At 64.7% G+C, this 13,112-nt stretch carries 9 protein-coding genes; 4 read left to right on the top strand and 5 right to left on the bottom strand.

Annotated features, from left to right (window positions below; translation table 11 throughout):
* Positions 1–10: 10 nt before the first annotated feature.
* Positions 11–637, bottom strand: coding sequence for an invasion associated locus B family protein (locus tag AC1Q6Z_RS07335; protein ID WP_256115933.1), 627 nt, complete (start codon positions 635–637; stop codon positions 11–13).
* A 303-nt stretch (positions 638–940) separates the two neighbouring features.
* On the opposite strand from AC1Q6Z_RS07335, the gene AC1Q6Z_RS07330 reads away from it, so the two are divergent.
* Together AC1Q6Z_RS07330 and AC1Q6Z_RS07325 are read left to right on the top strand one after the other, a co-directional pair.
* Positions 941–2,737: an extracellular solute-binding protein gene (locus tag AC1Q6Z_RS07330; protein ID WP_492647267.1), complete on the top strand. Its 1,797-nt coding sequence runs from the start codon at positions 941–943 to the stop codon at positions 2,735–2,737.
* Between the two features lie 155 nt (positions 2,738–2,892).
* Positions 2,893–3,564: a DsbA family oxidoreductase gene (locus AC1Q6Z_RS07325; RefSeq protein ID WP_435268486.1), complete on the top strand. Its 672-nt coding sequence runs from the start codon at positions 2,893–2,895 to the stop codon at positions 3,562–3,564.
* 2 nt (positions 3,565–3,566) lie between these two features.
* On the opposite strand, the gene mfd is transcribed toward AC1Q6Z_RS07325, so the two are convergent.
* Positions 3,567–7,070, bottom strand: coding sequence for a transcription-repair coupling factor (gene mfd, locus AC1Q6Z_RS07320; RefSeq protein ID WP_492647214.1), 3,504 nt, complete (start codon positions 7,068–7,070; stop codon positions 3,567–3,569).
* Positions 7,067–7,375 (bottom strand): FAD assembly factor SdhE, encoded by a 309-nt coding sequence (locus AC1Q6Z_RS07315; protein WP_492647213.1) that lies wholly within the window; start codon positions 7,373–7,375, stop codon positions 7,067–7,069. Before AC1Q6Z_RS07315 ends, mfd begins: the two co-directional genes overlap by 4 nt.
* 108 nt (positions 7,376–7,483) lie before the next feature.
* On the opposite strand from AC1Q6Z_RS07315, the gene recG reads away from it, so the two are divergent.
* Together recG and AC1Q6Z_RS07305 are read left to right on the top strand one after the other, a co-directional pair.
* Entirely contained in the window at positions 7,484–9,589 is a 2,106-nt protein-coding gene (recG, locus tag AC1Q6Z_RS07310; RefSeq protein ID WP_492647212.1) for an ATP-dependent DNA helicase RecG, read from the top strand.
* A gap of 75 nt (positions 9,590–9,664) precedes the next feature.
* Positions 9,665–9,880 carry a hypothetical protein gene (locus AC1Q6Z_RS07305; protein WP_439616753.1) on the top strand — a complete coding sequence of 72 codons (216 nt, stop codon included), beginning with the start codon at positions 9,665–9,667 and terminating at the stop codon, positions 9,878–9,880.
* A 103-nt stretch (positions 9,881–9,983) separates the two neighbouring features.
* Here the strand turns inward: AC1Q6Z_RS07305 and AC1Q6Z_RS07300 are convergent, their stop codons facing one another.
* Entirely contained in the window at positions 9,984–11,426 is a 1,443-nt protein-coding gene (locus AC1Q6Z_RS07300; RefSeq protein WP_492647211.1) for a M20 family metallopeptidase, read from the bottom strand.
* Positions 11,427–11,558: 132 nt separating this feature from the next.
* On the bottom strand, positions 11,559–13,103 hold the full coding sequence (locus AC1Q6Z_RS07295; RefSeq protein ID WP_492647210.1) for an ABC transporter substrate-binding protein: 1,545 nt from the start codon (positions 13,101–13,103) through the stop codon (positions 11,559–11,561).
* Positions 13,104–13,112: the final 9 nt, after the last annotated feature.

Here is a 13,112-nt window from a genome sequence, read left to right as displayed (position 1 = left end):
AGCGAAACGCTTACTGGCTCTTGGCAGCCTTCTGGGCGTCTTCGAGCTTCTTGCGGGCTTCCTCGGCCTTCTTCTGCATTTCTTCCTGCAGCAGGCGCTGGCGCTCTTCGAGCTGCGACTGTTCGATCGGCTCGCCGTCGAACACGCCGGTGAAGCCTTCGAGCGAAATCTTGATCGGGTTCGGCGCGCGCTGGAAGTTGACCGAGGTCAGGACCAGTTCGCCGCCCTTCTTGAGGCTGGCGATCATCTGGTCCGTCAGCGGCACTTCGGCGACGCACTTGTCGGGCATGCAGATGGCGTAGTCGAGCTTCAGGCCCTTGCCGCCGTCGATCTGCATCTGGACGCCCGGGATTACCAGGCGCGCGCTCGGCACGGAGACCTGCATGATCTTGCGGTTCGTCTTGCCGGCGACCGTGATGAGGCCGACGGCCGTGATGAGCTGACCGCTATTGGCCGTCAGCAGGTTCTGTACGATGCAGACGTCGTTGTCTTCCTGCTTGGTGCAGACCTTGAACCAGCCCTTCGGCGGCAGGGCCTGCTGCTGCGCAAGCGATGCGGACGGCACAGCCGCCACGGCAACGGAAGCAGCGAAGGCGGAAAGCACGGTCCGCTTGATGAGGTGCGATGTGAAGATCATAACGATTTCGGTCTCCTGAAAATCCGGTGCCGGAGCGAAAAAGCCCCTCCTGGACCCGTCGTGGGTCACTCTCGGGCGATTTGGTCAGCCGTGCGCTCTCCTGTCGGCGAATTGAGGCATTTGCATGACCCGCTTCGGGGAACCCTGTTACAATGGGCGGCGCCGGATATCCAGCTTTTCTTGCGAAAATCCTGCCTGCTTTCGATTTACAGCACCCGCCACGCTGCCGTCCCCATTTGCAGGAGTATAATGGGCGAGAATCATCCGTATCGCAACGAGGAGACACCCTTGCGACCACTCCTGATGGCCCTTGCGGCCTCGCTGCTCGGCCTCACCGCGCCCCTCGGCCACGCCGCCCCCCTGCACGGCATCGCCATGCACGGCGACCCTGCCCTACCCCCGGACTACAAGCATTTCAGCTATGTCAATCCGGACGTGAAGAAGGGCGGTCGCATCGCCTATGGCGTCGTCGGCACCTTCGACAGCTTGAACCCCTTCATTCTCAAGAGCATGCGCACGACGGCGCGCGGCATGTGGGATCCGGAATTCGGCAATCTCGTCTACGAATCGCTGATGGTGCGCTCGCGTGACGAGGCCTTCACCATGTATGGCCTGCTCGCCGAGAGCGTGGAATGGGACGACGACCGGAGCTTCATCGAATTCCACATCAACCCGAAGGCGCGCTGGGCGGATGGTCAGCCGGTCACGCCCGAGGACGTGATCTTCACCTTCGAGCTCATGCGCGACAAGGGCCGTGCGCCCTTCAGCATCCGCCTGAACACGGTGGAGAAGCTCGAAAAAACCGGCGAACATAGCGTCCGCTTCACCTTCAACGACAAGGGTGACCGCGAGGCGCCCCTGCTGATCGCCTTCTCGCCGATCCTGCCGAAGCACGCGATCGACGTGGAGACGTTCGACCGGTCATCGCTCGCTTTGCCGCTGGGTTCCGGCCCCTACAAGGTCAAGGCTGTCAAACCCGGCGAACGCATCGTCTATGAGCGCGATCCGAACTACTGGGGCAAGGACATCCCCTCGAAGGTCGGCTTCGACAATTACGACGAGATCTCCGTCGAGTATTTCCTGCAGGACAATTCGCTGTTCGAGGCCTTCAAGAAGGGCGTGATCGACGTCTATCAGGAAGGCAACCCGACGAAGTGGGCGCGCGGCTACGATTTTCCCGCCGTGCAGTCCGGCACGGTCATCAAGGACGCCGTGAAATCGAAGCTTCCGCCGGTCATGTTCGGCTTCGTCTTCAACACGCGCAGGCCCGTCTTCCAGAATGCGGAACTGCGCAAGGCGCTCTCGCTCGCCTTCGATTTCGAATGGGTCAACCGCACGCTGTTTGAAAACGCCTACACGCGCACCGAAAGTTTCTGGCAAAACTCCGAACTGTCGTCGCTCAATGTGCCGATCGATGCGCGCGAGCGTGAGATCATCGGCGAGGCTGCGAGCCGAATCGATCCTGCCGTGCTTGCCGGAACCTACCGCTTGCCGGTAACTGACGGCTCGGGACGCGACCGCGCGGTGCTGCGCCAGGCGATGGACCATTTCAAGAAGGCGGGATACTCGATCCAGAACGGCCGCATGGTCGGCGCGTCCGGCGAGCCGCTCGCCTTTGAAATCATGACGCAGAACGCCGACCAGGAGAAGCTCGCGCTCGCCTACCAGCGTTTCCTCGCAGCGCTGGGCGTGCGTGTCAGCCTCCGGACCGTCGACGATTCGCAGTATCAGAGCCGCAGCCAGACCTTCGACTACGACGTCATCATGAAGGCGTTCCTGTCGTCCTTGTCGCCCGGCCTCGAACAGGTGCGGCGTTGGGGAACGGATGCGCGCGATCGCGAAGGCAGCGAGAATTTCGCCGGTGTCGCAGACGCCGACCTCGACCGTGTCATGACCGCCATTCTCTCCGCCCGCTCGGCGGAGGATTTCCGCTCGGCCGTGCGGCTGCAGGACAGGATGCTGCTTTCGGGCAATTACATCGTTCCGCTCTATCACCTCAGCGAACAATGGATCGCCCGCAACAAGCACATAGGGCGGCCGGAGATGACGCCGCTCTGGGGCTTCCAGCTTCCCGCATGGTGGGACGAGAGGGCGCAATAAAGAGGGTATCCCCAGAATTGGGGTTACCTTGAGGTAACCAGTTGAAAGCCGTGGCCGGTAAGCTTATCTCGGCGGTAACGTTGAAGTGACGGCGCAGTGCCTTGAAAGGATTGCGTCGCAGCCGGAAGCTTCCGGCGTCTCGAAAGGAAACCCGGATGGAAGCGATCACGATCGACGTCGTCTCTGACGTCGTCTGCCCCTGGTGCTACCTCGGCAAGAAGCGGCTCGAACAGGCGATCGAGAACGTCAAGGACGAGCTTGCCGTCGCCGTGACGTTCCGTCCCTATCAGCTCAATCCGGACCTGCCGCCCGAAGGCGTCGACCACAAAAAGCATCTCGCCGAAAAGCTCGGCGGGATCGACGCCGTCGACCGCGCGCACCAGATGCTGACGGACCTCGGCCATGCGGCCGGCATCGACTTCGATTTTCCGGCCGTGAAGATCAGCCCGAACACGCTCGATGCCCACCGCCTGCTGCGCTGGGCGATGATCGAAGGCCCGCTCGTGCAGGAGCGCGCGGCGATCGCGCTCTTCAAGGCCTATTTCGAGGAAGGCCGCAATGTCGGCGACCGCGCCGTGCTGCTCGATATCGCCGAAGCTTCCGGCATGGATCGCGCGGTGGTCACCGCGCTCTTTTCCGCCGGTGCCGACGTCGATTCCGTCAAGGAAGAGATCGGCATGGCCCGCGACATGGGCGTCACCGGCGTGCCCTGCTTCATCATCGACAACAAATATGCCGTGATGGGTGCTCAGTCCCCCGACGTGCTGGTCAACGCCTTCCGCGAGATCGCGACGATGAAGGCGCAGGAGCGCAACGGCGCGGCGTAAGCCTACTTCGCCAAACCGGCAAGCTGCGTCATCACCTGCGCGGCGCCCGTCAGGCGCTTTTCAGGCGTCGGATAGTCGCGCGCGAGGAAGACGCTGTGGTCCGGCCGGATCTTTGCGAGCGTGCCCTGCTTCGCGATATAGCCGACCAGGGCTGCCGGGTTCGGGAACTGCTTGTTGCGGAACTGCACCACGACACCCTTGGGGCCGGCATCGAGCTTCTCGACATTCGCCGTGCGGCACAGCGACTTGATGTAGACGATCTTCAGCAGATGCTGCACCTCGATCGGGAGGGGACCGAAGCGGTCGATCAGTTCCGCGCCGAAGGCATCGATATCGCCGAGTTCGTTGATCTCGCCGAGACGACGATAGAGGCCGAGGCGCAGATGCAGGTCCGGCACGTAATCGTCCGGGATCATGACCGGCGTGCCGACGGAAATCTGTGGCGACCAGCCGCTGTCTGCCACTTCCTCGTCACCCTTGATCTCGGCCACCGCCTCTTCCAGCATCTGCTGGTAGAGCTCGAAACCGACCTCCTTGATGTGGCCGGACTGTTCCTCGCCGAGCAGGTTGCCGGCGCCACGGATGTCGAGGTCGTGGCTCGCAAGCTGGAAGCCCGCACCGAGCGTGTCGAGCGATTGGAGCACCTTGAGGCGGCGTTCCGCCATGCCCGTCAGCGTACGGTTGACCGGCAGCGTCAGAAGCGCGAAGGCGCGCACCTTCGACCGGCCGACACGGCCGCGCAGCTGATAGAGCTGGGCGAGACCGAACATGTCGGCGCGGTGAATGATCATCGTGTTTGCCGTCGGCACGTCGAGGCCAGATTCGACGATGGTCGTCGAGAGCAGCACGTCGTAGCGGCCCTCGTAGAAGGCGTTCATGATGTCTTCAAGGCCCGTCGCCGGCATCTGGCCATGCGCGACGGCGACCTTTAGTTCGGGCACGTCCTGGCGCAGGAAATCGTGTATTTCCGAGAGGTCGCTCAAGCGCGGGCAGACGTAGAAACTCTGGCCGCCGCGATAATGCTCGCGCATCAACGTCTCGCGGATGACCAGCGGATCGAAGGGCGAGATGAAGGTACGCACGGCCATGCGGTCGACCGGCGGCGTGGTGATGAGCGAGAGTTCGCGCACACCCGTCATGGCGAGCTGCAAGGTGCGCGGGATCGGCGTCGCCGAGAGCGTCAGCACATGCACGTCGCTCTTCAGCTCCTTCAGCCGCTCCTTGTGCTTCACACCGAAATGCTGCTCCTCGTCGATGATCAGCAGGCCGAGATTGGCGAATTTGATCGACGAGCCGAGCAGCGCATGGGTGCCGACGACGATATCCGTCTTGCCCTCGGTCAGTTCCTTCTTCGTCAGCGCCAGTTCCTTCGAGCCGACGAGGCGGGAGGCCTGCTGCACGCGGATCGGCAGGCCGCGGAAACGGTCCGAAAACGTCTTGAAATGCTGGCGGGACAGCAGCGTGGTCGGCACGACGACGGCGACCTGCACGCCGTTCATCGCCGCGATGAAGGCGGCGCGCAACGCCACCTCCGTCTTGCCGAAGCCGACGTCGCCGCAGACGAGGCGGTCCATCGGCCGGCCGGCGCCGAGGTCCTCGCGCACCGCGTCGATGGCGGACGCCTGGTCGTCGGTCTCGTCATAGGGGAAGCGGGCGGCGAACTCGTCGTAGACGCCCTCGGGCGCCGCCAGCACCGGCGCATGGCGCACGAGGCGCGCGGCGGCGATCTGGATGAGGCCGTTCGCCATGTCGAGCAGGCGTTTCTTCAGCTTGGCCTTGCGCGCCTGCCAGGCAACACCGCCCAGCTTGTCGAGCATCGCATCGCTGCCCTCGCCGCCATAGCGCGAAAGCAGGTCGATGTTTTCGACCGGCAGGAAGAGCTTTGCCTCGTCCGCATAGACGAGTTCGAGGCAGGCATGCGGTGCGCCGGCCGCCTCGATGGTGCGCAGGCCGACGAAACGGCCGATGCCGTGTTCGGCATGCACGACGATCGAACCTTCGTCGAGCCCGGCAACCTCGGTGATGAAATCCGCGCCGCGCTTGCGCCGCTTCGAGCGCCGCACCATGCGGTCGCCCAGAATGTCCTGCTCGCCGATGACGACGATGTCGCCGGTCTCGAAACCGCTTTCGAGGCTGAGAACGGCAGACCCCGCTTCGCCCGGCTTCAGCTTGCCGAGATCGGCAAATTTCTCGACCGGCACGACATTGCCGAGGCCATGTTCGGAAAGCACCTGCAACAGGCGGTCGAGCGAACCTTCCGACCAGCCCGTCACCAGCACCTTCGCGCCGGATGCCCGCTTGTCGGCGATATGTTTCGTCGCCTGGTCAAAGACGTTGACGCGGGCACCTTCGGCATCCTCGCTGCCCGATGGCCGCGCCCAGCGCATGCCCGGCCGCGCCGCGATGCTCTCGACGTGACGCGCCTCGCCCTCATGTTCGTTGAAGGGCGACAGGCGGATGGCGTTGCGCGCGTCGAGCTCCTGCGCGAAGCGCTCGCCATCGAGATAGAGCTGGCCCGGCGGCACGGGCTTGTAGGGCGTCGCCTGCGCCACCTGCCCCTTGCCGGGCGTCGCGGATGCCATGCGGGCATCGTAATAGTCGCGCACCAGGCGCGCGCGCTCGATGGCCGATTCCCGCACCGTATGGTCCGTGACGATGCGAAATCCTTGCAGGTAGTCGAAGGCCGTTTCCAGCCCGTCGTAGAACAGCGCCAGCCAGTGCTCCATGCCGGGATAGCGCCGGCCTTCGGAGACCGCCTGGTAGAGCGCGTCGTCGCGGGTCGCAGCACCAAAGGCCGCGAGATAATGCTTGCGGAAATGCGAGATCGTCTCCGGCGTCAGCGTCACCTCGCTCATCGGGTTGAGGCTGAGGCTGCGCGCCTGGCCGGTCGTGCGCTGGCTGGCCGGGTCGAAGGAGCGGATGCTTTCCAGCGTATCGCCGAAGAAATCGAGGCGCAGCGGCTCGCCGCTGCCGGGCACGAAGACATCGAGGATGCCGCCGCGCACGGCATATTCGCCCACCTCGCGCACCGTCGCGACGCGCTCGAAGCCGTTGCGCTCCAGCCGGGCGGCAACGTCGTCCATGCGGATCTGGTTGCCGGGTTTTGCCGAGAAGGCAAGGCTCTCGATGATGTCGCGCGGCGCCGTCTTTTGCAGCATGGCGTTGACGGTGACGAGCACGATCGCCGGATGCGGCTTCTTCTGGTGGGCGATCAGGGCCGAGAGCGCCGACAGTCTTCGCGCGGACACTTCGGCGCTCGGCGAGACGCGGTCATAGGGCAGACAGTCCCAGCCGGGCAGCGTCAGCACCGGAATGTCGGGCGCGACGAAGCCGAGCATCTGTTCGAGATCGGGAATGCGCTGGCCGTCCGACAGCACGAAGGCGATCGGGCCGGTCTTGCGGGCGAGATCGGCGAGAATCAGCGGCTCGATGCCCGACGGCACCGCGCCGATCGTCAGCGGACGGCCGGCCGCCGCGATGCGTTCTGGGGAAAAACCGGGGATCATGCGCGGTCGTCTTTGAAGAGCGGCGAAAAATCGGGGCGATAGGCGGCGATGCGCGGGAAGAGGCCGTCGCGAAACGCGTCGGGCACCGGCTTTTCGCCGGTCACCCATTTCACGAGATCATTGTCCTCCTCGGCCATGATGCGCTCCAGCTCGTCGAGCTCGACCTCGTCGAGGGTCTCGATCTCCGCATCGGCGAAGCTGCCGAGCACCAGGTCCATCTCGCGGATGCCGCGGTGCCAGCAGCGGAACAGGATGCGCTTGCGGCGCGGGTCGATCTCGGCGCTCGAGCGTGTCGTTCCCGTCATGATCGTCCTGCCTTTTCCAACAACCTCAACCATCCGGCGCTTCTATAGACCGGCAAAAGCCACTTGTCAGCCTTGCCAAAGCGTCCTTCTCCGGCGATTTTGCCGGTCATGCGCCCCGCCCTGCTTGATCCGCTCTTCGCACCCCTCTCCTCGCTTCCCGGCATCGGCCCGAAGCTCGGGGACCTGTTCGCGCGCCTGCTGAACCACGAGAGCATCGAGGATTGCCGGGTCATCGACCTGGTCTTCCATTTTCCGCACTCGATCGTCGACCGGCGCAACCAGCCGGGCATCGCCCATGCGCAGCCGGGCGTCATCGTCACGATCACCGGCGAGGTCGACCGCCACCAGCCGCCGCCACCCGGCAAATCGAACCAGCCCTACCGCGTCTTCCTGCACGACGAGACCGGCGAACTGGCGCTGACCTTCTTCCGGGTCAAGGGCAACTGGCTGGAGAAGGCGCTGCCGGTGGACGAGACCGTCGTGGTCAGCGGCAAGGTCGACTGGTTCAACGGCCGCGCCTCCATGGTGCATCCCGACTACATGGTCCGGCTCGGCGAAGCGGACAACCTGCCGCTGGTCGAGCCGGTGCATGGGCTGACCGCCGGGCTCACGTCGCGCGTGCTGCGCAAAGTCGTCGAGGCGGCGATCGGGCGGGTGCCGCACCTGCCGGAATGGATCGAGGCGACGCTGTTGCAGCGGCAGGATTTCCCCTCCGCCTTCGATGCCTTCCACCGCCTGCACGATCCGCGCGACGAGACGGACCTCGACCCGCAGGCCCCGGCCCGCCGCCGGCTCGCCTATGACGAGTTCCTGGCGGGCCAGATTTCGCTGGCCCTCGTGCGCCAGCGCCTGCGCAAGATCGCCGGCCGGCCGGTCGTTGCGACCGGAAAGCTCAGCCGCCCGGTCATCGATGCCCTGCCCTTTTCGCTGACCAACAGCCAGCAGGCGGCGATCGCCGAGGTGCTGAAGGACATGACCGCTGAACAGCGCATGCTGCGGCTGCTGCAAGGCGACGTCGGCGCGGGCAAGACGGCGGTGGCGCTGATGGCCATGCTGGCGGCGGTCGAATCCGGTGGACAGGCCGTGCTGATGGCCCCGACGGAAATCCTCGCCCGGCAGCATTTTGCCACGCTCTCGCGCATGGCAGCACCGGCGGGCGTCACGATCGATGTTTTGACCGGCCGCACGAAGGGACGCGAGCGCGAGGCCATTCTCGACCGCATCGCGTCGGGCGAAACGCAGATCGTCATCGGCACCCACGCGCTGTTCCAGGACAATGTCGCCTACAAGGACCTCGTGCTCGCCGTCGTCGACGAGCAGCATCGCTTTGGCGTGCACCAGCGCCTGCGGCTGACGGCAAAGGGCATCTCGCCGCATATGCTGGTGATGACGGCGACGCCGATCCCGCGCACGCTGGTGCTGGCCGCCTTCGGCGACATGGACGTCTCGAAGCTCACGGAAAAGCCGGCCGGCCGCAAGCCGATCCAGACGGTGGTGGTGGCGCAGGAGCGCGTTGGCGAGATCGTCGAGCGCCTGCGCGCCGCCCTTGCCGAGGGCAAGAAGGCCTATTGGATCTGCCCGCTGGTGGAGGAATCCGAGGAAAGCGACCTGATGTCCGTCGAGGAGCGGCACGCGACGCTCGCCAGCGTCTTCGGCCCGGCGGCAGGGCTCGTGCACGGGCGGATGAGCGGGCCGGAGAAGGATGCCGCCATGCTCGCCTTCAAGAGCGGCGAGACGCGGCTGCTGGTTGCGACGACGGTGGTGGAGGTCGGCGTGGACGTGCCGGATGCGTCCATCATGGTGATCGAGCACGCCGAACGATTCGGCCTCGCCCAGCTTCACCAGTTGCGCGGGCGCGTCGGGCGCGGCGAGGAAGCATCGAGCTGCATCCTGCTCTACAAGGGGCCACTTAGCGAGAACGGCCGGGCGCGGCTTTCCATCCTGCGCGAGACCGAGGACGGGTTTCGCATCGCCGAGGAGGATCTGAAGCTGCGCGGCGAAGGCGAGCTCCTGGGCACCCGGCAATCCGGCACGCCGGGTTTCCTGGTGGCGAGCCTCGAAGCGCATGGCGACCTGCTGGAAATCGCCCGCAAGGACGCCGCCTACATGCTGGAGCGCGATCCGGAGCTGACGGGCGAACGCGGCGAAGCAATACGCACGCTGCTCTATCTCTACCGTCGCGACGAGGCGATCCGGTTCCTGCGCGCAGGGTGACCACAAAATCGTGATTTCGCCGAGACCGGCCGTGAAGGCATACTGGCCGTGCACCAGCGAAGAAGGAGAAATGCCATGAAGACAGTTCTCGTAGTCGCAGCAGCGTTTGGCCTTTCGGCATCCGCCGCCTTTGCGGATTGCGCTTATCACACCAAGGGCTCGGCCGAAGCGGACGTCGACAGGACGATCACGACGGCAAGCGTCAACACCACCGAAAAGCAATCCCGCCTGCCGGCAGAAGCCGATGCGCTGATTCTGGAAGACCAGAAGGACGCGGCAGCCGCGAAATAAGGTCGTCCACGACCTGTGCGCATGATCGCGCCGGGTCAGGAGAATTCGACCAGAGCCAAGGCGAGGATGCGCATCAACCAGCTCGCCTTGGCATCCCTGTTCCTTAATGGCCGGCCCCTGGTATCACCTCCGGCGGGATGGGGCAGACATAGGGTTGGCCGTCCGTCTTTTCCGCCCATTCCGCCTTGGCGGCGCTGAGCAGTTGCGGCGACGTCAGCAATGAAAATCCGGTTGTGGCGAGCACCTTGGCGGCATGCGCCATCGCCTTGTGCGCTGCCGGGCTCTTGCCCTGCGCCACCACCTGCCAGGTATGCGGGTTGGTGCCGATCGCCCAGGCCGGCGTCCAGCACTGGGCCGTCGGCGTCACCCAGCTGACATCGCCGACATCGGTCGAGCCGGCGCGGAAATGCGACTGGCCTTCGAATTCCCGCAAGCCGAGATGCAGCGGCGTCGAGCCGTCGATCTTGGCATTGGAAAAGACGTCGCCCTTGATCTGGTAGAGGCGGAGGCTGCTCCGGATCGCTTCGTCCGTGAAAGTCTGCTGGATCGAGCGCGCGAAGGAAAGGTCGGCTTCATCGAACGCGATCGGGCCGAGCGCCACCATGTTCTCGTGCATGGCGGTTTCCAGCGTGATGTTGGGCAGGAGATTGGTGGACGCCGTATCAAAGACAGTCTCCACCTCGGTCTCCGTCATCATGGCAGCACCCTGCGCCACCTTCCCGACACGCGCCGCAAGGTCGAGGGCCTGGCGCATTTCCGGCGCGCGGATGAGATACAGCACCTCGGCCTGTGCCTGCACGACATTCGCCGCCCGCCCGCCGGTGTCGGTGATGGCATAGTGCACGCGGCAATCCTGCGGCATGTGTTCGCGCAGGAAATTGACGCCGACATTCATCAGCTCGACGGCATCCAGCGCGGAGCGGCCGAGATGCGCGGCGTTCGCAGCATGGGCGGCGATGCCCTTGAAACGATAGTAATATTCGAGCACGGCGAGATTGTTGGTCGAGCGCACCCCGTTGAAGGGTGCGGGATGCCAGGTCAACGCCGCATCGACATCCGCAAACAGCCCTGCCCGCACCATGAAAGTCTTGCCCGAACCGCCCTCCTCGCCGGGGCAGCCATAGTAGCGCACCGTGCCCGGCAGGCCGCTGTCCTTCAGGTGCCGCGCGAGCGCGATGGCCGCCATCAGCGAACCGACGCCGAGCAGATTGTGGCCGCAGCCATGGCCGGTGCCGCCCGAGGCAAGCGGCCGCGGCTCGGCAAGGCCCGCGGCCTGGCTCATACCGGCCAGCGCATCGAACTCGCCGAGAAACGCGATGACGGGCTTGCCGCTGCCGAACTCCCCGATGAACGCCGTGTCCATGCCCGCCACGCCGCGCCGCACGGCAAAGCCGTTGTCTTCGAGTGCCTTCGCCAGCAGAGCCGAAGAGCGTCGCTCCTCGAACTTCAGCTCAGCATGATCCCAGATACTGTCGCTCAACGCCGCGAAATCCGGCCTCATGCTGTCGATTGCCGCTGCGATCTTCGTCAAGGCGTCGCTGTCCATGGCATGTCCTCGTTTTATGCTTGCAGGCCCTCGAAGGGCGCAGAAATCCTGCCGGCGTCGTGCCGCCGGGGTCGATGTTGATCGATGATGGAAAAGCCGCGCCGGGGTCCGCTGCCGGCGCGGCGTCGGGGCTCAGTCCTCGACGGACACTTCCCAGAGGCGCGTGTTCGACTGCCAGACGGGCTGGCCCTTCAGCTTCTTCGTGGCGCCCCAGACGTCGACCATGTCATAGAGAAAGATGCCGGGCATTTCCTTGAGCATCAGTTCATGAAACTCGTCGAAGATCTTCTGGCGCTTGGCAGAATCGGCTTCGATATAGGCGGCCTTCATCAGCTCGACGGCCTTGGGATCGTCCCACATCAGCGAAGCGTTCTTGTCCTTGTCGCCGACATAGAAGGCGTACATCAGCGCCGGGTCGAGGCGCGGCGCGACCGACTGCGAGATCACCTGGTAATTGCCGGAACGGCGGCGGTCGACCTGCGTCGCATAGTCGAGCACCTCGATCTCCACGTTGAGGCCGATCTGCTGCATCATCGCCTGCGCCATGACGGCGACCGGGAAGCTCGGCACGTTGCCGCGCTTGTTGGCGATGATCGAGATCGGCTCGCCATTATAGCCCGCATCCGCCAGTTCCTTCTTGGCGGCTTCGAGATCGTAGGGCAGACGCTTCTTCTGGATCTCGTCGAAATAGACGGAGTCCTGCGAGACCATCGAACCATTCGCCTCGCCGGTGCCATTCGAGGCGGCCGCGACGAGCTCGTCGAGATCGAGCGCCATCGCCATGGCGCGGCGCACGCCGGGCTTGCTCAGCACCTTGTCGCGGGTCTGGATGTAGAACAGGTTCTTGCCGTTGTTGCGCGAGACGATGAGCTGCGTATTGTCGCTGGACTTGAATTCCGGAATGAGGTCCGGCGAAATTTCAGCCGTGTCGAGCACGCCCGATTGAAGGCCCGCCTTCACCGTCGAGGCGTCCGGAATGACCATGAACTTGATGCCATCGGCGAGCGGCCGCTTGGAGCCGACCATGCCATCCGGCTTTCCATCATTTTCCGGCGACACGTAGTCGGCGAACTTGGCGAGGTGGATGTACTCGCCCTTCTTCCACTCGTCCCACTGGAACGGACCGGTGCCGATCGGCTTGTCGAAGCTGCCGTCGGCGGCAAGCGAGTCAGGCGAGATCATGCCCGTATAGCCGCATTCCGGGCGCGACATCAGGCCGAGGAAAACGGCCGAGGGTTTGGCAAGCGTGATCGCGACTGTGGACGCATCCACCGCCTTGACGCCGGTGACGGCAGCGGCACCGCCTTCGGCGAAATCAGACAGGCAGGTCCATTTCGTTTCCGGGTTGAGGTAGCGCGTCCAATTCCACACGACGTCTTCCGCCGTCAACGGCTTCCCGTTGTGGAACTTCACGTCGGTGCGCAGCTTGAACGTATAGGTGAGACCGTCGGCCGAGGTCTCGAAACTCTTGGCGAGCAGCGGCTTGACCTCGCCGCTGTTGTTGTAGCCGACGAGGCCTTCGACGATATGCAGGATCACGCCGTCGGTGTTGCCGTCGCGGTTGACGCCGGGATTGTTGCTGCGCAGGTCGGAGCTCTGCGCGACGGTGATGTCGCGCGCGGCGGCGGCATGGGCCAAGGCAAGCAGGGCGGTGCCTGCCAGAAGAAGCGTTTTCATTGTTCTACC

The organism is Shinella sp. GW835-FHT14H05 (genome assembly GCF_058793575.1).
This window is presented reverse-complemented; position numbering and strand designations above follow the sequence as displayed.